Source organism: Pseudomonas sp. CCI1.1, assembly GCF_034348165.1.
GTDB classification, from domain to species: Bacteria; Pseudomonadota; Gammaproteobacteria; order Pseudomonadales; family Pseudomonadaceae; genus Aquipseudomonas; species Aquipseudomonas paracarnis.
The window spans coordinates 5,822,829-5,849,191 of record NZ_CP133780.1; the positions used below are offsets into that span (position 1 = coordinate 5,822,829).

The following is a 26,363-nucleotide window of genomic DNA, read 5'->3' on the forward strand; positions in this document are numbered from 1 at the left end:
GATGACCTCAGTAAACCAGTTCTGGCGCCGGGCAAGACTGCCCCTGGCCGTCAGCCTCGCTTCTACGCTCGCCGGGCCGGCATTCGGCGTCAGTTTCAACATTGGTGAAATCGAAGGGAGCTTTGACTCGTCGCTTTCCGTGGGGGCGAGCTGGTCCACGGCCAAACCCAATCGTGACCTGATCGGTGCCAACAACGGCGGCAAGGGCCTGTCCCAGACCTCCGATGACGGGCACTTGAACTTCAAGCGCGGCGAAACGTTCTCGAAGATCTTCAAGGGCATCCACGACCTGGAACTGAAGTACGGCGACACCGGTGTGTTTGTGCGGGGCAAGTACTGGTACGACTTTGAACTCAAGGACGAAAGCCGTCCGTTCAAGGACATCAGCGACAACAACCGCAAGGAAGGCGCCAAGTCTTCGGGCGGGCAGATTCTCGATGCGTTCGTCTACCACAACTACTCGATTGCCGATGCGCCGGGTTCCGTGCGTTTTGGTAAGCAGGTGGTGAGCTGGGGGGAAAGTACCTTCATCGGCGGCGGCATCAACTCCATCAACCCGATCGACGTGTCGGCGTTTCGCCGTCCGGGGGCCGAGATCAAGGAAGGCTTGATCCCGGTGAACATGTTCTACGTGTCCCAGTCGCTCACCGACAACCTGTCGGCCGAGGCGTTTTACCAGCTGGAGTGGGACCAGACCGTGACCGATAACTGCGGCACGTTCTTCTCGCAGCCGGACGTGATCTCCGATGGTTGCAGCAATAACCTGCGGTTACTGAACAAGCGTTCGACCATTCCTGCCGCCGCCCTGCCGACCCTGGGTGCCTTGGGGGTGGACGTGAACAGCGAAGGCGTGCTGGTGCGCCGTGGGCCGGACCGTGATGCCCGCGACAGCGGCCAGTTTGGCGTGGCCATGCGCTACAACTTCGAACCGCTGGATACCGAATTCGGCGCCTACTTCATGAACTACCACAGCCGTGCGCCGATCTTCAGCGCGCAGGGCGCGCCATCGGCGGCCTACACGCGTCCGCTGGGGCCACTGGGGGCCTTGCGACCGTTGATCGTGGCGGGCAGCTCGAACTACTTCGTCGAGTACCCGGAAGATATTCGCCTCTACGGCCTGAGCTTCTCCACCACCTTGCCTACCGGCACCGCCTGGAGCGGTGAGTTGAGCTACCGTCCGAATGCGCCGGTGCAGTTGAGCACCACTGACATTCTGTTCGCCGGTGTCACGCCGATCCCCGGCTTTGGCAATGCGTCCGTGCTCAAGGGCACGCCGGGCCAGGACCTGCACGGCTACAACCGCAAGGAGGTCACCCAGTTCCAGACCACCTTCACGCACTTCTTCGACCAGGTCATGGGCGCCAGCCGCCTCACCACCGTCGGTGAAATCGGCGTGACCCACGTGGGTGGCCTGGAAAGCAAATCCCAGGCTCGTTACGGCCGCGACCCGGTGTTCGGCCCAGGCACGCTGCCAGGTGGGTTCTGCAACGCCCTCAACAACTCCACCGCCAACGGCGCCGGCTTGCCCAACGCTGCTGGCCTGAACACCAACTGCAACAACGACGGCTATACCACCGCAACGTCCTGGGGCTACCGCGCCCGTGCCATCTGGGAATACCCGGACGTGTTCGCGGGCGTGAACCTCAAACCCAACGTGGCCTGGTCCCATGACGTCAAAGGTTACTCGCCAGGCCCTGGCGGCAACTTTGAAGAAGGTCGCAAGGCGGTCAGCCTGGGCCTGGATGCCGAATACCAGAACACCTATACCGCGAGCCTGGCGTACACCAACTTCTTTGGTGGCAAGTTCAGCACTGTGGATGACCGCGACTTTGTCGCCTTGAGCTTCGGCGCCAACTTCTAAGCACACTCTTTTCAAGTGGCATGTATTCAGGAAGACCAGAGCATGAAAATAACAAAAAGTCTGTTGCACGTGGGTGTGCTTGGGCTGTCGATCCTGGCGAGTAACGTCATGGCGGCAGTCTCGGCAGATGAAGCCGCCAAGCTCGGCACGACCCTGACCCCGATGGGCGCCGAGATGGCCGGTAACGCGGCCGGCACCATTCCAAAATGGTCGCCATTGCCGACCAATGCCGGTGCGGTCGACGCCCGTGGTTTCCTCGCCAACCCGTATGCCAGCGAGCAACCGCAGTTCACCATCACCGCGCAGAACGTCGAGCAGTACAAAGACAAGCTGGCCCCCGGGCAATACGCGATGTTCAAGCGTTACCCGGACAGCTTCAAGATGCCGGTGTACCCGACCCATCGCGGCGCCACCGTGCCGGCCGAGGTGTTTGCCTCGATCAAGAAAAACGCCACCACCACCAACCTGGTGTCCGGCGGCAACGGTCTGGAAAACTTTGAAACCGCCGTCCCGTTCCCGATTCCCAAGAGCGGCGTTGAAGTGATCTGGAACCACATCACCCGTTATCGCGGTGGCAGCGTGACCCGCCTGGTTACCCAGGCCACCCCGCAAACCAACGGTTCCTACAGCCTGGTGTACTTCCGCGACCAGTTCGTGTTCCGCGACAAGATGAAGGACTTCGATCCGAAAAACCCAGGCAACGTGCTGTTCTACTTCAAGCAGCAAGTGACTGCGCCAGCGCGCCTGGCCGGTGGTGTGCTGCTGGTGCACGAAACCCTGGACCAGGTCAAAGAACCGCGTTCGGCCTGGGTCTACAACGCCGGGCAGCGCCGTGTGCGTCGGGCGCCGCAAGTGTCCTATGACGGGCCGGGTACTGCCGCCGATGGCCTGCGCACCTCCGACAACCTCGACATGTACAACGGTGCGCCGGACCGCTACGACTGGAAGCTGGAAGGCAAGAAAGAAATCTACATTGCCTCCAACAGCTACAAGATCGACGATCCCAAGCTCAAGTACGCCGATATCATCAAGGCTGGCCACATCAACCAGGACCTGGCTCGCTACGAGCTGCGCCGTGTCTGGCACGTGGTCGCCACCTTGAAGGAAGGCCAGCGCCACATCTACGCCAAGCGTGACTTCTACATCGACGAAGACACCTGGCAGGCAGCGGTGATCGACCACTACGACGGTCGTGGCCAACTGTGGCGCGTCGCCGAGGCCCATGGCGAGAACTACTACGACAAGCAAGTGCCGTGGTACGCCCTGGAAACCCTCTACGACCTGCAGTCCGGCCGCTACCTGGCCCTGGGCATGAAGAACGAAGAGAAGCAGGCCTATGACTTCGGCTTCACCGCCAGCACCAGCGACTTCACCCCAGCGGCCCTGCGCCAGGACGGTGTTCGCTAACCTCTGCTGATGCTCTCTGAATGATCGCTCCCACGCTCTGCGTGGGAGTGCTTCCTGTGACGCTCTGCGTCACGCCTCAAAAGTCGACGCGCAGCGTCGAAGTCTGCATTCCCACGCAGAGCGTGGGAACGATCATTCCTGGATGGGCGCGTTTTTTTTGTGCTTCGCGAGCAAGCTCGCTCCTGCTTCTTGCTTGGCGGCTGGAAGGGATATTTCTTGTCGCAGTTCTTTTTCAGCCATTTGTTGCAAAGATCTACAATCCCGCCGCTTTTACCGCTAGTCTGCGGACATCTGCAATGCCGACAACAGCCTTCTACAAGAGCCCGGCGATGACTGATCTGTCCCGAACCCATGGGCCTGCCAGTGTGGTGATGCCGCCGCTGGAAGGCCGCTTCTACCGGCCCCCGTTGCCTGACGGCTACGTGCTGCGCCCGCGCCTGTGCGAACGGCTGAATGCGGGCCTTGATGGGCGACTGTTGCTGGTCAGCGCGCCCGCGGGGTTCGGCAAGAGTTCGTTGGCGGTGGAGTTCTGCCAGGGCTTGCCAGCCCAGTGGCAAAGCCTGTGGTTGGGCCTGAGCCCTCGTGACAGTGACCCCGGCCGTTTCCTGGAGCGGCTGCTCGACGGCTTGCAACAGTATTTTCCGCAACTCGGCGCCCAATCCCTGGGGTTGCTGAAAATGCGCCAGCGTCACCAACCCTTTGCCTTCGAAGAATGGCTCGATGGCCTGCTCGACGAACTGGCCGTGCACCTGTCTGCACGTTCGCCGTTATTGCTGGTGCTGGATGACTATCACCTGGCCCAGGGCCCGGTGCTGGATCGCTGCCTGCAGTTTTTTCTCAATCATTTGCCTGATGGCCTGGTGGTGCTGGTCACCAGCCGGCAGCGTCCGGACTGGCACCTGGCACGCCTGCGTCTGTCGCGACACCTGTTGGAACTGCATGAGCAAGACCTGCGCCTGACCCATGACGAATCCCTGGCGGTGCTGGATGGACACGGCAATGCATTGCGCGGTGAGGCGTTGGAAAACCTGATCCGTCGTAGCGAGGGCTGGGTCGCCGGCCTGCGCTTCTGGTTGTTGGCGGCCTCCGAAGCCGGCAGTGAGGGCGCCTTGCCGCAAAGCCTGCACGGTGGCGAAGGGCTGATTCGCGATTACCTGCTCGAAGAAGTCATCGACTGCCTGCCCGCAGAAGTGCAAGCGTTCCTGTATGACACCGCACCTCAGGAGCGTTTTTGCAGCGAATTATGCGACGCCGTCCGCGAGGCCCATGACAGCGCAGAAATCCTGCGCTATTTGCAGGCTCATCAAGTGTTCCTGGTGCCGTTGGATGAGCAAGGGCACTGGTACCGTTATCACCATTTGTTCTCCGATCTGCTGCGTACCCGCCGCGAGAAAAGCGCCACCTTGCCGCCGGCCAGCCTGCACTTGCGCGCCTGTCGCTGGTTTAACACCCAGGGCTTGATCGACGAGGCGGTGGAGCAGGCGCTGCGGGCCGGGCATCTGGATGTGGCGGCGAATCTGGTGCAGAACCTGTCCGAAGAGCAACTGCTGGCAGAGCAGAACATCGGCATGCTGCTGCGCTGGAAGATGGACTTGCCCGACAGCCTGCTGATCAGCACGCCGCGTTTGATCGTGCTGTACAGCTGGGCGCTGGGGCTCGCATGCCAATTGGATGCAGCGCAGGAGCTGTCCAGCTACCTCAGCCGCTTCCTGCCGGCGCCATCGGCCACCGCGCAAAAATCCATGTTGGCCCAATGGTTGGCGCTGAGCGGGATTATTGCCCGTGGGCGCGGAGACCGTGAGCTGACCCAGCGCTATTGCAACGAAGCGTTGGAAAGCTTGCCGCCAAAGCGTTACGGCCAGCGCCTGATGTGCCTCTCGACCCTGTCCAACCTGGCGATCGTCGATGCCGACCTGTGGCGCGCTCGTGGTCTGAACCGCGAATCGTTGGAGCTGGCGCAGCGCGTCGGTAACCCCTTGTTTGAAGCCTTGGCCCATTACGACCGGGCGCGGGTGCTGCAGGCGCGGGGGGAGATCCTGCGTTCCCTGGATGAAGCCCGCCAGGGCCTCGAGCGCCTGCATGGGCTGGCGCCCCAGCGCCTGTATGCCGTGCGCGCACGCCTGTCGCTGTACGAGGGGTACCTGCTGCTGGTGCGTTACCAGCCCGAAGCCGGCCTGGCGCGTTTGCGCGCCGGCCTGGCCGAGGCCCGTGCTTGCCGCGATATCAGCGTGCTGATCGGGCACTGCGTCATCGCCAGCTTCGAAGGGCGGCGTGGGGAGTTTGCCCATGCTTTTGCCGAACTGGCCGAGGCCGAACGCTTGATGCACATCTGGGATGTGCCGCCGATCTATTACCTGGCGATGATCACCCTGATCAAATGCGAGTTGTGGCTGGCCCAGGGGCGCACTGACCTGGCCGACGCCTGGCTGGCCCGCCTGGGGCAGACCTACAACGGCGAGCACGCCGCGGCCGCCCCCGAGTTTCATCCGCACCTGCCGCAACATATCGAGCTGCAACAAGCCGCGCTCGATGCCACGCGCCATCAGCCCGACAGTGCGCTGCAACGCCTGGAAGCGCTGGCCCAGCAGGCTCATGACAGTGGGCGCCAGATGATTGCCCTGATGGCGCTGGTCCAGCAGGTGCAGTTACTTCTGGATAATGGCCAGGAAGCCAAGGCCAGGCCGGTGTTCGCCCGTGCCCTGGAAGCCGGTTCGGGTGGTGCGTTGCAGCCGTTTCAACGGTTGTTGGAGGGTTACCCGCAGTGGATGCGCGAGCAGTTGGGCAAGGATTCCCATGGGCTGCTCAATCAGAGCTTGCTGGCGTTGCTGCCCCAAGTCAGCGCAGTTGAAGCCGCACCTCAACAGGAAACCCTCAGCACCCGAGAGCTGGCGGTGCTGCAACTGATTGCCCAAGGCTGTTCAAACCAGGAAATCAGCAACCAGTTGTTCATCTCTCTGCACACGGTGAAGACCCACGCCAGCCACATCAACAGCAAGCTCGGCGTGGAGCGTCGTACCCAGGCAGTAGCGCGGGCCAAGGCCATGGGCTTGTTGGCCTGAGCCCTGGGTTTATGGCGTGGTCGGGCAGCCTTTGAGTGAGGTGTCGACGGTCTGATTGATCAGCGCCGCGAAACGCTTGAGGTTGTTCTGATGCGCCACCACCAACTCGTCGATGCTCGGCCCGGCAGGTGATTGCAAGGTGGTGCGGCAGGTCAAGGCCGGGCGATCGCCATTGACTTGCCTCAGGCGCCAGCGCACATCGAGCAATGCGTACTGCCCCGGTACCGAGTCAAACCGCTGCACGTCTACGCGTAAAGCCACGGCTTGCCGGGCATTGCTGTTGGCCAATTGATCGACCAAGGCGCTCCTCAGTTCATCGGCGAGGGTGGCGGCCCACCACTGGGTTTCAAGAATCGCCAGGCCGCTGTCGCCCTGGCGGATCACTATCTGCGCGCGGTCGACCTGAGGCGGCACGCTGATGCTCTCAATGCGCACACCGCCGGCCTCTGCTCGCGTACTCGGGCTCAAGTGCGCCGGGGTCAGGGTATGAAAAGCGATGGGTTCACTGCGACAGGCACCGAGCAGCAGCAGGGCGCTCAGTAACGTGATCTTCAACGGCAATGTCATGGCGGCTCCAATGGTCATTTGCGGGGTGGCCCTTGCAGGTCCGTCGGTGCGGCGTTATCGGGGCGGCCGCGAATCAGCGACTCCGGATGCCGGCCCAGATAATCCGAAAGCTCGCGCAGGGAACGCGACATGCGCCCCAACTCGTCGAGGGTCTGGGTCAGTTGTTCACGCTGCGGCGAGTCTTCGGCCAGGGTTGAACTGGCCGATTGCAGGGTCTTGCTCACGTCGGCCAAGGTCGTTTGCACACCCGGCAGCGTCTTGGCGTTGAATTGCGCCAGGCCCTTGCGCAGTTCGACCAGGCTGGCGTCGAGGTTGCCGGCAATACGCTCGACAGGCAGTTGGCTGATCTTGTTGACGATGCCTTCGAACTTCTCTTGCAGCTGTTCCAGGTTGCCCGGGATGGTGGGGATGCCCACGGGGCGCTGGTTCGGGTCGAACGCGACTTTTTCCGCCTTGGGGTAGAAGTCCAGGGCGATGTAGAGCTGGCCGGTCAGCAAGTTACCGCTGCGAGCCTGGGCGCGCAGGCCGTTTTCGATGAAGGTCCCGATCAGGCGTACGCCGGCTGCCTCATCGTCAGGGTTATTGTTCATGGCCTTGAGCAGCTTGGTGTGGGCCTCGCCGAGCAGTTGCGGGTAGATCACGATGCCGACATTGACCGGGAAGGTGCGTTTCTTCGCATCGAAATCCAGGTTGATCGATACAACCCTGCCGAACTCGACGCCGAGGAACTCCACCGGTGCGTCGACTTTCAGCCCGCGCAGGGCCTGATCGAAGCGCAGGACCATGTATTGCCCCTTGCCGTTGGGCGGGGCGAGGGCGCTTTGCTGGTCTTCGAACAATTCAAAGCTGCGACTTTCTTCGGCCGGTTTGTCATTGGGGTTGTAGGGCGGCGCCTGGAAGGCGATCCCGCCCATCAACATGGACGACAAGGATTCGGTTTTCAGCGCAAAGCCATTGGCGCCGACGCTCAAGTCGACGCCGCTGGCATTCCAGAACCGCGTGTTCTCGGTGATGTACACATCATTGGGCGCATGCACGAAGATTTCGACATTCACGCCCTTGCCCTCGTTGTCCAGCTCATAGGCCACCACCTGGCCCACCGGGATCTTGCGGTAATAGACGGGGGAGCCGATGTCCAGGGAACCCAGGGCCTGGGTGTGCAGGGTGAAGCGCTTGCCCGGCTCGCCGTAGGTGATGGGCGGCGGGTTTTCCAAGCCGGTGAAGTGCTTGGCGCGGGTCTCGGATTGACCGATGTCCGCGCCGATATAGTCGCCGGACAACAACGTGTCGATGCCCGACACGCCGCCTGCGCCAATGCGCGGGCGCACCACCCAGAATTTCGAATCTTCGCGGGTGAAGCTTTCGGCCTGTTTGACCAGCTCGACGGTGGCATTGACGCTTTTCTGGTCATCACTCAGAGCTACGGCGGTTACTTGGCCGATCACCACGTTGCGGTATTTGACCTCGGTTTTGTTGGCAACCAGCCCGCTGCCGGTCTTGAAGTTGAGGACGATGGTCGGCCCTTGTTGCATGACGCTGTGAATCACCAGCGAGATCCCCACCAGTACGGCGACAATCGGCACGATCCAGACCAGCGAGACACTGAAACGACGCGTCTTGATCACGGGTTGCCCCGCAGGGGTGTCAGCCTTGGATGAGCTCATCCGAGGTCTCCTCGTTATGTGGGTTTTCCCAGATTAGCCGGGGATCAAAGCTCATGGCCGCGAGCATCGTAAACACGACCACCAGGCCAAAAAACAGAATGCCCAGGCGCGGTTCTATCGTGCCCAGGGCTTGAAACTTCACCAGTGCGGCCACCAGGGCGACCACGATGACATCGAGCATCGACCAATAGCCGATCAGTTCGATAAACCGAAACAGCTTCGAACGCTCCTTGCGCGCCCACTGGCTATTGCGCTGCACAGTGACCAGCAGCAGCCCCAGCGACAGGAACTTGATGCCCGGCACGGCAATGCTGGCGATGAAAATGATCAGCGCAATGTCCCAGGCGCCATGTTGCCAGAACTCCAGCACGCCGCTCATGATGGTGCTGTCTGCGCCCGAGCCGAGCATGGTGGTGTTCATCACTGGCAATAAATTGGCCGGAACATAAAAGGCGAGGGCGGTGAGCATGTAGGCCCAGGTTCGGGTCAGGGACTGCACCTTGCGCCGATGCAGCGCGGCGCCACAGCGGTCGCACTCGGTGGGCTCAAGGCGCATGTCGCAGGGCTGGCCGCAGGTGTGGCACAGGCACAGGTTCAGCTCGCGGGCGGTGGGCGGTGAATTCATACGGTGTCCCACAGGTCGCGCACATCGCGCCCGGCAATGCGGATCAGCAACAGGCTCAGGGCGGCCAAGGCGAACAGGCCGGTGCCTGGGATCACATCCAGCATGCCGGCCAGCTTGAACACCGCGACCATCGCGCCCAACAGGCACACCTCCAGCATGCTCCAGGGCCGGAGTGCTTCGAGCCAGCGCATGCACAGCTTGAACGCCGGCGAGCGCCTGCCGGCCAAGGCGAAACTCAGCACCCAGATCAGCAATAGCAGCTGAAACACCGGCGCGATAATGATGGAAATCGCCGCTACCAAGGCAATGAACGTGATCGGCCCCAGGCTCAGTGCAACCACTGAGTCCCAGAGGGTGGCGCTGTTTTTCAAGCCCTGCAGGCTGATGCTCATCACCGGATAAAAGTTGGCGAAGGTCCACAGCACTGCGGCAGTCACCGTCAGGGCGAGGCGTTGCTGCACCGACAAGCCGTTATAGCGCTGCAGTACGCCCGAGCAACGTACGCATAAGGCTTTTTGATGTTTGGCGAGCGTGACTTTCTCGTACACGCAGTCGCAGTGCTCGCAGATGATCTGTTGATTCGCCATGGGTGTTGCTCCAAATGCGACTGACTGCAGCGGGGGATTTCAATGGCGCGTGTGTAGCTTAGCAGCGGATAGACCGCGCAATCGACTCCTTCCAGAGCAGGGGCAAGCTACACCATACTGCACTTGGAACGCGCCAGAGAGCTTGCAGGACACCCATGACTATTGAAAAACAACCGTTGATTCGCGAAACCTTTCCCGTCGGGCCGTTGCAGTGCAACTGCACAAATGAGCGGAACCGTAAGTAATTGAATTATAGTTGAAATTAAATTTTTTCAATTTAAATCATATAGTTGTGTGGTTGCATGGTAGTGCAGTGTGAAGCGGAATTCAGCAGTACTTTGCTTTTTTTGTGTGCCGGATTTGTTCCACGCATTGCGACTGATTGAGCAAAGGCCCGCTAGCTCGAGGCTACCTTGTATGGGCGATTGGAGGACGTTGAGGCATGGCTGGCATAGCATGTTCTCGGTAGTGAGTTTGCAACGCCTGGTGCCGAGCATCATCGCGCTCGGCCAGGGCGTCCTACTAACACCTCGCAAATCGCTCGGCAACGCCGTTCGGCAAAATGAGATCCTGGGGTTCTCTTTCTGACCGAGTGGAACAATTAATAGCGCGTAACCATGCGCGATAACGATTTCAAAATCCAAGCGCGAAACTGCGCAGTTTTACGCATAGAGAGACGGCAAAATGCGTGTTGTAGGCCTACGCTGCTCCGCAACTAGGGTCGCCACCGCCTTGCCTTATTCGCCTTTGGCTCAACGGACAGTCTTGCTCTGCGAGGCTTATCGTCGGTGCCGTGACTCAAAAAGCAGAAATGAAAAAGCATGGAAACAGAGCAAAAGCCAAGGACACGGCGGGAGCTTCCACCGACCAAGGTTGAGGTGTCTGATGAAGAACGGGGCGTGATTCAGGAGCGGCCCGATCAGACGGACTTGTCCCTGTCTGCTTACCTCTTGGCCGTTGATATGAACACCCCAATAAAGTCTGTCGTTGACCTGACCGCCGTCGCCGACTTGGCCAAGGTCGCTGGCGACCTTGGGCGGGTCGCGGGCTTATTGAAGTTGTGGCTGGGCGAGAAGCGTGGGCAGGGAGCACCGGCGGTGGACGATGACGCCATGATGGTAAAGTTTCGTGAGCTACTAGGAGAAGTGAGGTCGCTTATGAGCAAGGTTGTTTACGGGTCGAGTTAATTCTTAGCGTTAAAGGGTTTATTGTATGCGGAGTTGGATAAGTCCCTGGAGGGTTTGTGCGCGACAAGTTTCGGGGGTGAAATCATGGTGAGCCATTACCGTGAGCGACCGATAGAGGCGGCGGCGATGCGCCATGCTCGACTGTTCGATGGTGAGCTGGGGGAGTGGCGTATTTTTTTGTCATGTCCGGCGAGCACTCCTCAGATGCTGAATGTGTATAAGTTTTCCACCTCTTGTAGTATACCAATATGGGTATCATGGGGAGTTTTGAAAGGCCCCCCGTAGATGAATCGCTGAATGATTTTCTCAAGAACGATACATCTGCAGTAGGGGCGGTGAAGTTAATACAATTACATTTATACCCAAACCAATGGGTTAGACCTCAGCCCGGGCAACGCAAGAAGTCCACTCATCATGATCCCATTGCTCCATTGCGGTAGCCCTATTTTTCAGAAAACTTTCCAAATCACCTGAGCGGAGAGATTGAAGGCTGTGGTAGTCAATAAAGTGAGCGGCTAATGCATCCTCAGAGTAGTCCGGCCCATGTTTAAGTCTTTCTCGAAAAATAGTGTCGGTTTCGGGTGATAGCAAGAAGCGATTTCCTGGTCCTTGAATCAGTTTTTTCAAGGATGGTGTAGCCCCTTTAGGTGTTGTAAATATTCGTACTAGTGCATCTCGACCATGTTCCGTTAAAAGCTTTCTTCCTGATGTGATTTGGCCTGATGCGTCCGTGAGATTTTTTTGATTTGCAAGTCTAAGTGTGAAAAGACGGACTCTAGCAGACCTAAAGTCGAATCGGTCTGGTAGCTTGGACTCTCTAGTCCATGACACATTTATATTGTTCTTTACCAAGTTTTCGAGAGCTTCTGTTTCAAAGCGTACATCTCGATAAGCAGCGGTTGCGAATACTTCCGACCAGCTTGTTCTCCAAAGCCATAATTCGAACTGGGGTTTAGGTATGTTGGTTAGTGCTAGTTTATCAAGTATGCTCGCAAGAATTACAATTTGGAGTATGTATGGTTGAAGGTCGTCATGCGATACACCGATATCATTAGCCAACCAGTCTATTATTTGCTTGATTGAGTTGCTTGCCCTGTCGAGAAGTGATGCGTCGTCGGATAGTTTTTTTACAAGCTCGGTTTGTCCTGCTTTCGTGACGTCTAAGCCTGTAAGCCCTTTGCAGACTTGTAGATATAGCCCTTCATCGATATGTCGCCACCCTGCAGGTAGATCGCGACGCCTCTGGGAGATTTGATCTCTCAAGTCAAAGTCATCTCTCCAAGTTAGAGCCGCAACAAGATGTGCCTCACCCATCGGAGTTCCGAGGCTGTTGATGCGTTGAAACGTTCTCGCAGCAAGTTCGAGATCGTCGGAAACCATTACTACGATGGGGACACGACACTGCTGAAAACGATAAGACAGTTGATCCGCACGCTCTTCCCAGTCTTCTAAGTCTTGATCGGTCCAGCCTTCATGTTCGGCTCGCTTTCGAAGGTCCCGCATGTGTTTGTTTACCAACCGTCCATCTAGCAACGTCCATAGGGGAAGCAGGGGCTGTTTGGTTCTACCTCGGTCTGCTTTGCGTCGGAAAACAAAGTCATTTTCTAGTAAGTTATACTGAATATCCCAATCAATGCTTTCACTATCCTGGTCGTCGCTAATCTGGCTTGGTTGGAGTGGCTGAAGTAGAAGGCCTAATAATGTTGAAACCCGCTGGTGACCATCTAAGAGGTACTGCCATCCTGTTGCGGGTGCAATGTCAATAATAGAGGGGATATTGTGGGGGCCTACATTTCCGAAGGAGGCTAGTTTGAATTTTACTGTTCGCCAAACGAGTAGGCTCCCAATGGGCATGTTGTCGCGAATAGATCGAAGAAGATCTAAGCGTTGCGAATCCATCCATACAAATGGTCGTTGAAAGCGCGGCACCCGGATGTGCCCTTTTTGAACATCTTCTAGCAAGCTGCGCAGGCTAGGGTTCAAGTTCTCTGATGCGAGAGCGGTTAAGCCTTCTGACATAAATATCTCACTTATAGCAAACGCATTAGCTGTGGCACGGCGCGCAATGCTTCTTGTCGTGCATCCTGATCCCAGTCAAACTCTATTGCCTCTGAGGCACTGTAGCGATCTGCTACCTTTCTGCCGAGACCATCATGAAGTAGTTCTTTGTCCTCTGGGCTCACGTTGGCATATAAATTTTTTGCGCGATGCGCGTTCTCAACTTTCGCATCATCTTTGAATCCTTTTTTTATATTGAAGTGCCATTGTTCTTGCCTGCTTAGTCGAAAAAAGGCATCTACAGTTTCAATTTTTAATGCGGAGACTTGGGTCATCTCTTGCTTTGGCATATAAGACTCTATAAACCGTCTGTTGAGTCTCCAGTAACCACCAATTGCAGCTTCGGTTACAACTTTTTCGGTAGTAAATCCCTGGCACGCTTCTGGAGCTTGAGGCGCCCAATCAGGATTTAGTTCGTCTGGATGACGACGATCACTATCAAAGAGCACAAAGGTTCGAAGTCTTTTTGTAACTACGCTCGCTCGTTCGGCTATGCGCTGGGTTAGGTCGCTACCGCCACCGTGAAGTGGTTCCGCCCAACGAGCGTCTATGGCTCGTTGTAGCTTTACCCTTTCTGAGCTGCGAATGATACGTCTCAAAAAATGCCAATCGTTGTTAGCATTTTCCAGTAGAATTCCAAGTGGTTCTTGAAGTAGATTTAACGCATCGTTTATGTTTAAAGTTGCTGAAAATTTGTCCCAGTTAGCAGGGGTGTCAGTAGCCGTTATGCGAACCGTGGCAGTATTTATAGAAAGAGTTGATGATGATCTAATCGACAGCAGTAGAGCCTGTTGGTAGATGGCGCGTGTCGGAGGGTCAAGAGTATCTAGCCAACGAGAAGCCTCGTCGGTAGAGGCTGCAATGAGAACGTGCCTCCCCTCTGCTGCAAATCCAAATAATTTATGTAGTTTGATAACGTCCGCTGTTTTTGATGAGGTGTCGATTACACCATCTGATAATATGGCTATCATGATTTAACTGCAGAAAGTTGCATGGTGATAAGGTCTTGGCCGAGTTGTACGGCCTCTGCAAAGGCGCCGCTCAAAGTGGAGTTTTCTGCTTGACCTTTTTCGTTAAAATCTACAGAAATTGCATCGCTGGTTCCATCTTGAAGGGATTCGATCCAGTAGACACGAACAAGCTCCGGAGCGATTTCGCCTTTGGCAATTGCTAGTTGTATGCTTGTTAGTAGTACCTCGGAGTGAGTCTCAACGAGGATTTGTGGGGTGTTAGAACTTTTTACCGTGGTTATTAGTTGTCTTGCTAGCTCCGCCTGAGCGCGTGTATGTAAGTGTAGTTCTGGTTGCTCTAAACATAATAGTTTTGGGCCGCCCGTGCGTGCGCGGGCAAGTGCGACTAGAACTGGCAGAACTTGTGAGTAGCCCTCTCCTGTATCGCACAGGTCTACTCGGACATGTGGGCTGCCAGTTGGTTGAACAATGACGCGCCATATGCCGTCAGCCGGGTTGTCTAGAATAAGTTGTTCATTTAGTTCATTAAAGAAACTATTTGTCGCCTCTAGAACTGGGTTTGCGGTGCTTTTCAATTGTGCTGAAACTAGATGCTCAACCGCGTCAGAGCCATTCGGGTTTATAAGAGGCTGTGCATCACCACTGGAAATTGTTGCTCTGGGAACTCGGCTACGAACTCCACCTATCCACTGCACTTGATCTCTGATCTCAAGCAGATTCTCGCGGGCCCTGGTTAGGCCATCGGGAAGCGGTACTCCATTTTTTTTCTCTGGGAGTAGCCCTAGCCATTTACGAGCTGATGGATCATTTATTTCTCCGTCAATTACTAGCGATTCTATTTCCTGCCAGCGGCCTTGGAGATCACCTTTGATCTTCCATTCCGCAGTGAGTTCTTGCGGTTCTTCCCAGCTAAGCGAAAAAGACAGAGCGTCTCGCCCCGTTGCTTTGGACACTAGGGATGGCCATGTCGCTTGGCGTCCGACCTCCCCCCCCTAGCCAGATCGGTGAGCCACCAGTTCTAAGTGACTCTGCGACTAGCGGTAAAAAGCGGAGTAATGCGCTTTTTCCTCCACTATTCCAGCCAAAGAAAAGCGTTAATGGACGCAATTCAATATCTTGTTTTCGCGAAAAGGATCGATAGTTTTCAACTGAAAATGACTTGAGCATTTGAGTACTGAAGAGTCCGTTATCTGATTCGGTAGGGCACGAATTTTTTTTGAGGTTCGTGCAGCGGCCTATCTCTTGATACTAGGGTGCGTTTCGGCTGAATGGAAGGGGTTTGGGCTTTTGCTTTGAACGGTTTCAGTGTTGCCGCTGACCGAAAACTGACCCAGTAGAGGCTCTTCTGCCGACTGAAAACTGACCCAGGTGTTCAACTGCTTCTGCTCACTTTTCGAGCAGGAGAACACAGGGTGATCAGCATGGAAATGTTGGGAAAAATCCGGCGGATGTACTTCCGCGACAAGCTCTCGCTGCATCAGATAGCCAAGCGTACCGGGCTGTCGAGAAACACCATCCGAAAATGGGTCAGAGCGCCCGAAGCCATTCAGCCAGCGTACCAACGGTGCGCAACCTTCAATAAGCTCAGCCCTTTTCACGAGACCCTGGAGCAGGCGCTCAAGGCCGATTCGTTCCGGCCAAAACACAACCGCAGGAGCGCCAAAGCACTTTTTGAGCAGATCAAAGCCGAGGGTTATGACGGCGGTTACAGCCAGCTCACGGCGTTTGTGCGCTCTTGGCGAGGCGAGCAAGGCAAGTCTTTACGCGCTTTTGTACCGCTGACGTTTGCGCTCGGTGAGGCCTTTCAATTTGACTGGAGCGAAGAAGGTCTGCTGATCGGTGGTCTTTTTCGACGTATCCAGGTCTCCCACATGAAGCTGTGTGCCAGCCGCGCATTCTGGTTAGTTGCGTACCCCAGCCAAGGCCACGAGATGCTGTTTGATGCCCACACCCGTTCGTTTGGAGCGTTGGGTGGTGTGCCGCGTCGCGGCATCTACGACAACATGAAAACGGCTGTCGACAAGGTCAACAAAGGCAAAGGGCGCACGGTCAACGCCCGGTTTTCCGTGATGTGCGCGCACTATCTGTTCGATCCGGACTTCTGCAACGTGGCCTCTGGCTGGGAAAAAGGCATCGTCGAAAAGAACGTTCAGGACAGCCGGAGGCGAATCTGGCTCGATGCTCAAAACTGTATGTTTCACACCTTCGAGGAACTGAATGTCTGGCTCGGCCAACGTTGTCGGTCGCTCTGGAGCGAACTGGTGCATCCGCAGTACAACGGGCTGACGGTGGCCGAGGTCTTAGAGCTGGAGCAGGTCGAAATGATGCCAATGCCGACGGCATTTGATGGCTACGTCGAGCGTACCGTGCGGGTCTCCAGCACCTGCCTGATCAGCGTGGCGCGAAATCGCTATTCAGTGCCATGTGAGCGCGTCGGCCAGTGGGTCAGTAGCCGTTTGTACCCTTCGCGGATCGTGGTCATTGCTGACGAAACGGTGATCGCCAGTCACGAGCGCCTCTTTGATCGAGATCAGGTCAGTTTTGACTGGCAGCACTACATCCCACTCATCGAACGCAAGCCTGGTGCATTGCGCAACGGTGCGCCATTTGCTGATCTGCCAAAACCGTTACGGCTTCTCAAACGAGGACTGAGGCGTCACACCAACGGTGATCGAATCATGATGCAGGTACTGGCTGCTGTGCCAATTGCGGGGCTCGAACCTGTGCTGGTGGCGGTGGAGCTGGTACTTGAATCGGGAAGTCTGAGCGCCGATCACATCCTCAATGTCCTTGCCCGCCTGACCTCCACCGCACTACCTCCCAGTGTAGAAACCAGCCTGCAACTCAAGGTCGCGCCTGTTGCCAATACAGCACGCTACGACCGGCTCCGTGCGACCGATGAGGAGAATCGCAATGCGTGACCTAATGACTGAACTCAAAGAACTTCGCCTGCACGGCATGGCCAGTGCTTGGGAAGAACTGGTCTCTCAAGGAACAGCGTCGACGGCTTCATCGAAATGGCTGCTGGAACATCTGCTTCAGCAGGAACATGCGGATCGCGCGGTGCGCTCGGTGAATCATCAGATGAACATGGCAAAACTCCCCATGCACCGTGACTTAGCTGGCTTTGACTTCAGCGCTTCCAGCGCTGATGCCCGGCTGGTCAGCGATCTATCCAGCTTAGCGTTCACTGAAACGGCGCAGAATGTCGTGTTCATTGGCGGCCCTGGAACCGGGAAAACACACCTGGCCAGTGCCTTGGCTGTATCCGGAATCACGGCCCACAACAAACGCGTGCGCTTCTTTTCCACGGTGGATCTGGTGAATCTGCTGGAGCGTGAGAAGTACGATGGCAAGGCAGGGCGAATCGCCCAGGGACTGCTTCGCACAGACCTGGTGATACTGGATGAGCTGGGATATTTGCCCTTTAGCCAAAGCGGCGGTGCCCTGTTATTTCACCTGCTGTCCAAACTGTACGAACACACCAGCGTGGTCATCACCACCAACCTCAGCTTCTCGGAATGGTCGAGTGTGTTTGGCGACGCCAAGATGACCACCGCGTTGTTGGATCGGCTGACACATCACTGCCACATCGTCGAAACGGGCAACGAGTCCTACCGCCTACAACACAGCACCTTGGCCGCCCAGACAAAGATCAAGTCACGGGAACGAAAGCGCAAGGACGGAGATGATGTCGAGGACGATGAGCCATTTTGATCCGCACCATAAATACCCTGCTGCATGCCTACATGCGGTGGGGGTTGATGCGTCTTGAATCGGCCCACTGCTGCTAAGCTTATCCACAATTGCTGGGACAGAAATCAGCAATCCGTCCTGGGTCAATTTTCAATCGGCAGGGTGGGTCAGTTTTCAATCAGCGCCAACAACGGTTGCTGAGTGAGCTGATTTCACTTGGGTTGCCACTCCAAGCGCGCAAGACACTCAAATTTAAAATCGCTCGAAACGACGTTCCAAAGCCGTACACCGTGAAATGGAAGGTGCTCAATATCGGGCAAGAAGCTGAGAAGCGCGATTGCGTCCGGGGCTACATAACAGCAGACCAAGGACATGAGACAATTCAGGAGTCCACGAGTTTCAAAGGCGACCACTTGGTTGAGTGCTACATCCTGAAGGATGATGTTGTCGTAGCCCGCAGTGAAATAATCGTACCTATTAGTGAAAGCATATGAGCCAAGTGTCTTTACTCAAAAGCATCGCAGAAACGGGCTACAACGTTGGTTTTGGGGGGCGTAAGCACTGGGCCACCTATGACATCGTAGAAAAGATTCCGGGGTTGATTGGATTCATTGGCACTGCCATAGGCATTTTTTCTCTGGTTTATGATTCTTTGTCAGCCAAAGACGTCTCCGCAGCATTGGCTGTTTTGGGGGTTATGGGTATTTACATTTCGGTTTACGATTCAAAAAAATCGGACTATGAAAAGTCCGCCGTGGAGATAACCAAGATTTTTAATGGTCTGCGAGACCTGTATCGGGAGGTTGAAGCGCTCGCGCCGAATGCAGACTTTTCTCTTTACCGGGCGCGCTTGGCGGCATTTGAATCGCAATACTATGATGCTTCTATCAGCAAACAAATCCTCTTCAGCGACTGGTACGCTCACTACAAATTCTTCTGGCAGTATCAAATTGACTGGATTGCAAACCAGAAAACTTTTAGCTTTTGGAGAGACAAAGTACCGCTTACGGGATGGCTAGCTACAGCCGCCATTATCGTTTCGATCATTAGTTGCTTCGCATTGCAATTTGATTCAGTCAAGAGCTGCTTCGGTATCGCCTGACCTACGTGGATGGGCGGGACGCTTGCCTTCATTTGGCTTTTGAGTCTGTCTAACTGTTACCGAAATATAGTGACCTTAATCAGCTAGCGGAAGCGCGAGCATGGCGCGTATATCGCAGATATACAAAATACCGTGCTGACATTTTACACACTCTGGCTTAACAGCCAAAAGGGTGTGACTCATTTATTTAGGTTGGGGTTGTTCTAGTAGTATCCATTGAATAATCGTCAGGGGTGCAGTCATTGGATACCTATAGCCTGCGCAGCATGTCAAATTTGAGTGGCAATTTGCGTTTTCGGCGGAGGGTAGCGAAGTGTTGGATTTGAAGGATGACAGCCAGCTTAGGGCCGCTTGCCAAGCGCTTGTGAATCAGGAACTTTCGAGGCCTGGAAATCAGCAGTGGATTGCTGAGTTTCTTGAGTGGATGGAGCGCGTTCGAGACGTCACCCGCGAGGAGTTTTTGACTGAAAAATTTCAGCTTTCTCTTTGGGAGAACGAGGCCGTCACGTCTACCGGGATGGGGCAGATTGACATTTCCAAGGTAGCCAGTAACCCGGCGATAGCTGAGCAGCTCTGGGAGCTCAAGACCGATTTTGCCGCCGCACCCACGGAAGCAGAAAAGGAATCGTTGGTGCAGGCTGCGAGGACGGCAGTCTTTAAGGCTGTCGGTCCGCTCACCAAGCGCAACCCGAAGCTCAAGATGTACCGGGTATTTGCACTGTTATGTCCGGGGGCTTTCACGACCATCGCGCACTATCGCAAGCTTAAAGACCTTGCAGCCTTGCTGGGTATTCCTGTTCGGGGTGAGGCACGGCCCGTGTTGCACAAGCTGGTGTTGAATCGTATTGAAGAAAGCCTGGGGCCGGTGCCAGATTATCTGACAAAGGAGGGCGCGACACGATTGGCACTCCCGTGGATGCTGTACGTTCATCATGCACAGAGCCCTGAACTTGAGCCCACTGAAGTATCAGACCCTGTGACCGGCAAGGAGAAGCTGAACCCGCTCCCGGCTGCGCGCAGAAGGCGTGGCATGCTCGCCATTGGCGGTGGGACTGAGACGATTCGGGCAATGATCGAGTTTGCGCTGGAGGGCTGTACGCGGGAAGACTTCATTGAGCATATGCAATCACTGCATCTGGCGGCAAAAAAGACTACGTTGAACACCCAGTTCAATGCACTGATCGCTGAGTGGGGAGTCATCAAGGCAAACGGCAGCGACTTGGTGCTGACGTCTCGGGGAGAGGCTTTTCTGGAGTCTGGTGATCCCGATGAGGTCCTGGACTTGATGATCACCCGGATCCTGGGTTTCGATTATCTGCTCCGTGCACTGGCTCAAGGTCCGCGTACTCTCCGCGAAGCCATCCTGATACTGCGCACAGCCAATCCTGGTTGGACCAAAGACTTTGGTCCAACCAGCTTGATTAACTGGTTCAAACACTTGCAGTTGGCGCACGTCATCGACAAAGAACTGCACCTCACGGGTACAGGTCAAGAGTGGGCTCAGCGAATTGACTGGGAGCCTCAGGCACTGCCGGCTGCGGAAGTGTCCGATGCAATGTTGTCACCGCAGAGCCTTCAGGTAGTTTCCCCAGCGTCAGTGGCAAGACCTGCGTTGCATCAGGTCATTGATGGTTTTTCCAAAGAGTTCCCGTTCAAAAAAGAGCTGATCGCTCAGCTTGATGCCGGACTGTGGAGTCACAAAAGACGACACCTGGCAGTGCTGACGGGGCTTAGCGGGGCAGGTAAAACGCAGTTGGCCCGAGGCTACGCGTTGAGCTTGTGGCAGCTCGAAGCCAACCCTGAAGAAGGCTTGCTGATCGTGCCAGTCCAACCGGGCTGGCACGACTATTCCAGCCTGCTGGGCTACGTCAACCCGCTCGACACCGAGTCATACGTGCGCACCCGGTTTCTGGATTTTCTCCTGCAGGCGAGTTCGGACCCGGGCAGACCCTATACGCTGGTACTGGATGAGATGAACCTGTCTCATCCAGAGCAATACCTCGCACCATTGCTGTCTTCGATGGAGACGGGAGATGCAATTGAGCTGCACGGTCAGGCCGATGAGATCAATGGTGTTCCTTCCTGCATTCCCTATCCCGGTAACCTGGTGATTATCGGGACAGTGAACATGGATGAAACCACTCACGGGTTGAGTGACAAGGTTTTGGATCGAGCCACCGTGATTGAATTCTGGGATATCGATATTGATAGTTATCCTGGCTGGGAGGCGAGCGTTCTCAGCGATGAGCAGCGTTCGACCATTCGCGCGTTGATGAACGCATTGATGGAGGTGCTGCGTCCCGCGCGCATGCATTTTGGCTGGCGTACATTGAGCGACGTGCTGGGCTATGTGGAGCAAACCCAGGCCAGCGGGGTCATCGGTTTTGAACATGCGCTGGATCACGTCGTTTATGCCAAGCTGCTGCCCAAGCTCAGAGGTGAAGACAGCCCGCGCTTTCAGGCAGTATTTGCAGCGCTCAAAAAGGTCCTGGAAGCCAGGGGACTGACCGATTCGCACCAGAAAGTCCGGGATATGCATGAAGACCTGGTGCACACCGGCTCAACGCGATTCTGGCGGTGACCGTGCCGATCATTCAGTGTTCGACTGCCGAAGGCATACGATTTGCAGTCGTGCGGGGTGAGATCACCTCGGGATTTTCCGAGCGCTCGACCTACCATTTCAGCGCGACGAAAGGCTGGTCGTTATTTGTCGACGACGTACGACTGGAGCTCATTCAAGTTGCAGGGGCGCCTGTATGGCGCTGGTCGCCCGGGTTCTATGCCGGTGAGGTCTGCGCGGAGCTCTTTGATGATAAAGAAAACTATGTAGGACACTACCGCTTGGATGTCGCGCCTGACGCCAGCAAGCTGGGAGGGGAGACATTCTCGGCCATGCTGGAGGCTATCCAGGCGTTTGATCCTGTCCTGCTGTTCGGTACCGAGGAAGCTCAGCGTGGTATTGGCAGTGACGATGCGCTAACCACTCATCACCTTCAATATGCACGCTTGCGTCGCTATGGTGACCGGCTGCTGGCAGGTCTCAAGCAGGTGGCCCACAAACCATTGACGTCCTTGCGCCGAGAGCGGCAGCCTGTCGGTGCCCATCGGCTCAAAAATGTGGACGGTATCGCGATTCGTAGAGCGCTTCGTAACCCAACAGGGTTGGCGTTGTTGCATCCTCAGTCAGTAGAGCGGCCGCCCCTCAATGCTGTTTATTTCGATGTCTCAAAAGCGTACGAGGATCAGGACAACCCGGCAAATCAGGCGATGGGGCTAATCCTGGGAGAGGTGATCAGGCGGTGCCGCAAGGTCAGCACTGCTCTAGCGACAGTGGCGAGCAAGACCCGTGTTAGTGAAACTCGGTCGCCATTGACTCCGCGCTTGGAGCGACGGATTGCGTATCTGGCCGCTTTGCAACGAAAGCTTGAGCTTCTGGAGCGTGCCCAGCCATTCAGACACCTGAAGTCTCGGCGTCTGTCTGCGGCAGGATTGAATGCGATCTCTGCCCATCCGGCTTACGCGCGGGCCTATCGTTACGGCTGGTATGCCCTGCGCTCCGGTATCAATGGAGAGGTCGGGGAGGAGTCTTTATGGATCAGTCCCACCTGGGAAATCTATGAGCGTTGGTGCTACGTGATGCTGGTGAGCGCGCTCAAGCAGCTGCTGGCTCATTTCGATTGGAAGTGCCGTCGCTTCAAAACCACTGATCGCGTGCTGTGGCGCGCCAAGCATGAGGGGATCACGCTTGATATTTGGCTGCAGGTTGTATGCCCGGCAGTCGACAAAAGGCCTTACAACGACTTTTCGAGTCTGTCTCGACGTCGAGTTCCTGACATAGCCATCACCCTATCGGATGTAACAGGCCCGCAGCGTTTTATAGTTTTAGACGCCAAGTATCGCTCAAGTCGTTTCGGTGTGCTGGAAGGGATGGAGTCAGCGCATTTGTACCACGACAGCTTACGCTGGCTGGAGCGTAAGCCGGATGCTGTTTTGCTGGTGATTCCTCGTGGCGGGGAGGTACGACAGCTGGAGGATATTGGATTCCAGCAACAGCATGGCGTAGGGGTTATTGTTATGGGTACACTATTTGAAGCTGAGACCGTGGGTAAACGTCTGGTTGAAATGCTGGGCATTTTATGTGTTGAAAAAAACGCTATAAGTTCGGTTATCAACAGATAGGATAGATGGTGGTGCATCTAACGTAATGCTCAACTGGTAGAGTTAGACCAGCTAAACATCATCCACGAGAAATCGCATGACCCCAGAATTGACTGAAGAAGAGATGCGCCGAGCGCTCTTCGGCACCCCCGCGCCAGCAGAACAAATCATTTTCACTCCGGTAGAAGCGCCCAAGTCCGATATTGCACCAGCTCAACTGGTAAACCTGAACCAGAAAAAGAAGGTCGCGAAGGCGTTCACGCCACGATTGAAGGTGACCCTTTGCGTAGGCAATGAATTTGAAGGCAAAACATACGAGATGATCCACGAAGCGGATACCTTGAGCACCCTCCTGGCGGAGCAGGAAGCGGTCAGAGTAGCCAAGAAAAAATATCGATACGTAGAAGTGATATCGGTTAGATCAATGTAAAAGGGCTTCCCGGCTTATTCGCACTGCGATGACTGGTGCAATTCGGGGAGATCCTATGTCACTCAAAATTGCATTCGCTGCTGTGATGAAGCGATGCACGCCAGTCGAGGACTTTCTCAGAATGTTGGCGTTGGTTTCATTTTGAACCAGGCCGCCAGATGGGAAATTGCACCGCACCTGACCAGTCGTTTGCATTAGATACGGCGTAATCCAAGGTGTCATCGAAGCACCCCGAGGTAGGCCACCCGGCCTCATCGCGAGAACGCCAGGCAAGATCACGGGCTAGGATGAAGTCACCTTTCATCTGGTTGAACATCGCAAATATCGGTGGAGGCGTTGTTCCTTTTCCATTCTCTCGCTCCAGAATGCCCGGCAACCGCAACCAATCAAGCTTGCTTATTTCGGAATCTACAAGCTCAACAGTCGGGCCGAGAGTTAGCCGCTCCTTCTCAACCCAGGAAATGAAGGGGTCGCTATGCGGCGCCCTTGGCGGAGGCTCTTGGAAACGATTGAGAAAGCCAAGCATGCCATCCGCTGCCTGCAGCCCCGCGTATTCTATGATTCGATCCCGGTTTTCCCGTGCCACCTTGGCGTATGCAGCAGCCTCTAGTATCGCGAGGTCCGAACAGAGGCCCATTTGGTAGCAGTAAATCAGGTACCTAGCAGCGGCGTGAGCAGCAACGCCATTTTTTCGATCCAGAGCCATGGCAGCAAGTCGCGCATCATGACACTCGCTCCAGCGTTGGCTATCTGCCAACTGATTAGCGAGATTCGTCCAGCTCTGCGTCCGCGCGGACGCACTTGCTTTGGCATCCTGAGCCACACTCCAAAAGCATGCCCTGGCCTCCGAGCGGGCGTGCCTAGTGCCTTCCTTATGATCCAACCACTCGGCCCCATCCGGCGAATAGCCAATTGAGCTGACTATCGCAGTGCCTAGGTTGAAGACGGTATTCGCTGTGGGGTACTGGCTATGGAGTTCACGGTAGAGAGCAAGCCCATCATCGATCGCATCTTGCTGTTGGCACTGCACTCCAGCATTCACCAACGTAGCAGCGCGCAGCTGCATCTTGTTGAGGCGATTTGGCCCTTCAAGGCTTAGCGCTCTCGCTTGCCTCAATGCCTCGTCAGGATCGGTGTCTATCAGGTGATCAAGGTGAGCAGAAATTTCGCCAAAATTGAAAGAGTCGTCTACCACAGTTCCTCCCCCATCGATGAGACGCCCATGCGGTTAAGCCCCAGAAAGGAGGGCGCAATCTGCATGATACCCCTCCTGCGTCTTGAGCTTCACGGGAGATGGACCCTTTCCAACGACTCTAATAAAACCGGGAACCAAGCTCTTGCAGCTATAAGGGGCGGCGGAGGCAAGAAGCCACGTGCCCCGGAGACGGATAAGGGTCCGGTTCAAATGCTGGGCATTTTTAAGTGTTGAAATTAACGCTAGGCAGTGTGGCCTTTTGGAGCCAAGCTGCGAGAGGAGGGTATCAGAGCAGTAGCCAGTACCGCTAAGCTTTAGATTCTCTGGCAGATAGTTGTGAAGAAAGAGTACGCTGAAATGAAGAATACTCTGAACGTCTGGCCTTGGGTATTAGATATAAAGCGTTATGAGAGCTTTGCTCTTGAGATCTGAATCTCGATGTGTAGTTATATAATTAACATTAGGGTTATAGGGGAAGTAGGTCCATAGTATTTTTTAAGAGCGTCTTTGAACCGGAAATAGATCTTCTAGTCTTCGAAGGAAACTAAGGATTTTAATTTATTTCTAAGGGTTTCATTTTCTTCTTCCAGTCTCTCATTCTCCAGCACAACTTGCTCGAATTCACGGTTTTTTTGATTTTGCCTTCTGTGAACCTCGTGAGTTTGTCTACGTGAGACATAGGAGTTGATGGACCCCGGAGACGATTGTCCGAGGGAAAGTGACACGGCGCTTTTTATTGATGCATCTGAAGTATCTAATTTTAGTTCTGCACGAATTGTAGACTGTTTAGCGATTTCATCGTTAGTAAATTTTCGTCGAAAGGCATGTATGCCAACTCTTGCGCTGGGAATATTGATTGATTTGATAGCGGCGGCAAAAATTTCTGAGACAGATTGATTGTTCAACGGGGCGCCCGTTCGCGCGGATAGGAAAATTCTATCGCAAGTGACTGCTTCTTTTATATTTTTATCTTGAAGAAAGTTGTTGCGATAAGTCTTAATAAAAGCGTTGATGCGAAAGGCGAGTAACAGTGGGATTTTGTAGCTTAAAGTATTACTATATTTTTGCTCTGGCGGGGTTACGACAAAGAAATCTTCATCAGTTACATCGATTTCGCCATCGCTAAACTGACTGCATAGCAGTGAGTTTATAGAAGCTCTCCTAAAGCCTGTCGCATTTGCTATCGCTAGCATCAATGCATTTCGATGTGCTATGTAAATGTCGCGATGTTTTAGAAATGCTAACTCAAGGGTACGTAAGTTTTTCTCGGAAGGTTCGTATTTTGTAGTGTGTTTGCTAAGAGCTCCAATGCGCGGGTAAAGTAAGGGGAACATGTTTTTGTCACGTAATTTATACGTGGATTTGCCGAGATGGTTTGGAAGCGAGGAGTATATTTGGGCACTTTTTAGGCCAATTATGTTAATTAACCCAAGATGTAATTGAAGCCAGGAATAAAAGTGATAGATCCTACGTAATCGATTATTAACTACAGCTTTTAAGCTTTTCGGGGTTGCCGTGCTGTACCGTTGCAATCGTTTGAAGTCATCATCACGAAAATCCCTAAGGGTTTGCGTATCAGCTTGCGTAAACTTAAGGCGACTTTTGCGAAGGTGAATGTAAAATAGCGATAAATGGAACATTTCGTTTTTAATGTATAGATGGCTTAGGCTCTCTTCGCGTTGCAAATAAATTGCGTAATCCATTAACTCATTTACAATAATTTTCATTTCTGTGTCGTAAGGTATTGCTATATCGATCTTTGGGGTGTGTTGCCATCTAAGTTTTAAGCTCATTGA

Annotated in this window: 21 protein-coding genes; 11 read left to right on the forward strand and 10 right to left on the reverse strand. The window is 55.0% G+C overall.

From position 1 onward, the window contains the following. The first annotated feature begins 1 nt into the window (after position 1). The 3 genes from RHM69_RS26385 (at position 2) to RHM69_RS26395 (ending at position 6,327) form a co-directional block, all read left to right on the forward strand. Positions 2-1,861, forward strand: a complete 1,860-nt coding sequence (locus tag RHM69_RS26385) for a DUF1302 domain-containing protein (RefSeq protein WP_200599244.1) — start codon at positions 2-4, stop codon at positions 1,859-1,861. A 42-nt stretch (positions 1,862-1,903) separates the two neighbouring features. Beyond that, entirely contained in the window at positions 1,904-3,268 is a 1,365-nt protein-coding gene (locus RHM69_RS26390; RefSeq protein WP_014716959.1) for a DUF1329 domain-containing protein, read from the forward strand. 329 nt (positions 3,269-3,597) lie between these two features. Next, positions 3,598-6,327, forward strand: a complete 2,730-nt coding sequence (locus RHM69_RS26395) for a LuxR C-terminal-related transcriptional regulator (RefSeq protein ID WP_014716960.1) — start codon at positions 3,598-3,600, stop codon at positions 6,325-6,327. Positions 6,328-6,336: 9 nt separating this feature from the next. Here the strand turns inward: RHM69_RS26395 and RHM69_RS26400 are convergent, their stop codons facing one another. Genes RHM69_RS26400 through RHM69_RS26415 form a run of 4 tightly spaced genes read right to left on the reverse strand, consistent with a single transcriptional unit; the run spans position 6,337 to position 9,770 of the window. Further along, on the reverse strand, positions 6,337-6,894 hold the full coding sequence (locus tag RHM69_RS26400) for a PqiC family protein (RefSeq protein WP_019816952.1): 558 nt from the start codon (positions 6,892-6,894) through the stop codon (positions 6,337-6,339). Positions 6,895-6,908: 14 nt separating this feature from the next. Next, the gene (locus RHM69_RS26405; protein ID WP_014716962.1) at positions 6,909-8,558 is read right to left on the reverse strand and encodes an intermembrane transport protein PqiB; all 1,650 of its coding nucleotides are present in this window, start codon (positions 8,556-8,558) and stop codon (positions 6,909-6,911) included. Further along, on the reverse strand, positions 8,539-9,183 hold the full coding sequence (locus tag RHM69_RS26410) for a paraquat-inducible protein A (protein ID WP_014716963.1): 645 nt from the start codon (positions 9,181-9,183) through the stop codon (positions 8,539-8,541). Before RHM69_RS26410 ends, RHM69_RS26405 begins: the two co-directional genes overlap by 20 nt. Then, the gene (locus RHM69_RS26415; RefSeq protein ID WP_014716964.1) at positions 9,180-9,770 is read right to left on the reverse strand and encodes a paraquat-inducible protein A; all 591 of its coding nucleotides are present in this window, start codon (positions 9,768-9,770) and stop codon (positions 9,180-9,182) included. Before RHM69_RS26415 ends, RHM69_RS26410 begins: the two co-directional genes overlap by 4 nt. Before the next feature lie 821 nt (positions 9,771-10,591). Between RHM69_RS26415 and RHM69_RS26420 the strand changes: the two genes are divergently transcribed. Beyond that, positions 10,592-10,957 carry a plasmid mobilization protein gene (locus RHM69_RS26420; protein WP_200599243.1) on the forward strand — a complete coding sequence of 122 codons (366 nt, stop codon included), beginning with the start codon at positions 10,592-10,594 and terminating at the stop codon, positions 10,955-10,957. Positions 10,958-11,332: 375 nt separating this feature from the next. Here RHM69_RS26420 and RHM69_RS26425 read toward each other — a convergent pair whose 3' ends face one another. From RHM69_RS26425 to RHM69_RS31185, 4 genes are read right to left on the reverse strand one after another with little or no spacing between them, the layout of a single operon-like run. Further along, on the reverse strand, positions 11,333-12,976 hold the full coding sequence (locus RHM69_RS26425) for a DUF262 domain-containing protein (RefSeq protein WP_200645859.1): 1,644 nt from the start codon (positions 12,974-12,976) through the stop codon (positions 11,333-11,335). Between the two features lie 11 nt (positions 12,977-12,987). After that, on the reverse strand, positions 12,988-13,986 hold the full coding sequence (locus tag RHM69_RS26430; RefSeq protein WP_200599241.1) for a hypothetical protein: 999 nt from the start codon (positions 13,984-13,986) through the stop codon (positions 12,988-12,990). Then, entirely contained in the window at positions 13,983-14,939 is a 957-nt protein-coding gene (locus tag RHM69_RS26435) for an AAA family ATPase (RefSeq protein WP_200645860.1), read from the reverse strand. Before RHM69_RS26435 ends, RHM69_RS26430 begins: the two co-directional genes overlap by 4 nt. Next, entirely contained in the window at positions 14,896-15,153 is a 258-nt protein-coding gene (locus RHM69_RS31185) for an AAA family ATPase (RefSeq protein ID WP_200601112.1), read from the reverse strand. Before RHM69_RS31185 ends, RHM69_RS26435 begins: the two co-directional genes overlap by 44 nt. A gap of 254 nt (positions 15,154-15,407) precedes the next feature. On the opposite strand from RHM69_RS31185, the gene istA reads away from it, so the two are divergent. The 7 genes from istA to RHM69_RS26470 all read left to right on the forward strand — a co-directional run bounded on the left by istA (position 15,408) and on the right by RHM69_RS26470 (position 23,372). Beyond that, entirely contained in the window at positions 15,408-16,907 is a 1,500-nt protein-coding gene (istA, locus tag RHM69_RS26440) for an IS21 family transposase (RefSeq protein ID WP_102619021.1), read from the forward strand. Beyond that, positions 16,900-17,703 carry an IS21-like element ISPsy20 family helper ATPase IstB gene (istB, locus tag RHM69_RS26445; protein WP_029241171.1) on the forward strand — a complete coding sequence of 268 codons (804 nt, stop codon included), beginning with the start codon at positions 16,900-16,902 and terminating at the stop codon, positions 17,701-17,703. The genes istA and istB overlap by 8 nt, the downstream gene beginning before the upstream one ends. A gap of 200 nt (positions 17,704-17,903) precedes the next feature. Continuing rightward, positions 17,904-18,176, forward strand: a complete 273-nt coding sequence (locus RHM69_RS26450) for a nucleotide-binding domain-containing protein (RefSeq protein WP_322255511.1) — start codon at positions 17,904-17,906, stop codon at positions 18,174-18,176. Next, positions 18,173-18,784, forward strand: coding sequence for an SLATT domain-containing protein (locus tag RHM69_RS26455; RefSeq protein WP_046484619.1), 612 nt, complete (start codon positions 18,173-18,175; stop codon positions 18,782-18,784). The genes RHM69_RS26450 and RHM69_RS26455 overlap by 4 nt, the downstream gene beginning before the upstream one ends. A 313-nt stretch (positions 18,785-19,097) precedes the next feature. Next, positions 19,098-21,365 (forward strand): McrB family protein, encoded by a 2,268-nt coding sequence (locus RHM69_RS26460; protein WP_200601227.1) that lies wholly within the window; start codon positions 19,098-19,100, stop codon positions 21,363-21,365. Beyond that, positions 21,362-22,963 (forward strand): DUF2357 domain-containing protein, encoded by a 1,602-nt coding sequence (locus RHM69_RS26465; protein WP_200601229.1) that lies wholly within the window; start codon positions 21,362-21,364, stop codon positions 22,961-22,963. The genes RHM69_RS26460 and RHM69_RS26465 overlap by 4 nt, the downstream gene beginning before the upstream one ends. A 76-nt stretch (positions 22,964-23,039) precedes the next feature. After that, positions 23,040-23,372, forward strand: coding sequence for a hypothetical protein (locus RHM69_RS26470; protein ID WP_078046931.1), 333 nt, complete (start codon positions 23,040-23,042; stop codon positions 23,370-23,372). A 136-nt stretch (positions 23,373-23,508) separates the two neighbouring features. On the opposite strand, the gene RHM69_RS26475 is transcribed toward RHM69_RS26470, so the two are convergent. Both RHM69_RS26475 and RHM69_RS26480 read right to left on the reverse strand, forming a co-directional pair. Further along, a complete protein-coding gene (locus RHM69_RS26475) occupies positions 23,509-24,567 on the reverse strand; it encodes a hypothetical protein (protein ID WP_200601231.1) in 1,059 nt (352 codons plus the stop codon). A gap of 527 nt (positions 24,568-25,094) precedes the next feature. Then, positions 25,095-26,360, reverse strand: a complete 1,266-nt coding sequence (locus RHM69_RS26480) for a hypothetical protein (RefSeq protein WP_200601232.1) — start codon at positions 26,358-26,360, stop codon at positions 25,095-25,097. Positions 26,361-26,363 lie beyond the last annotated feature (3 nt).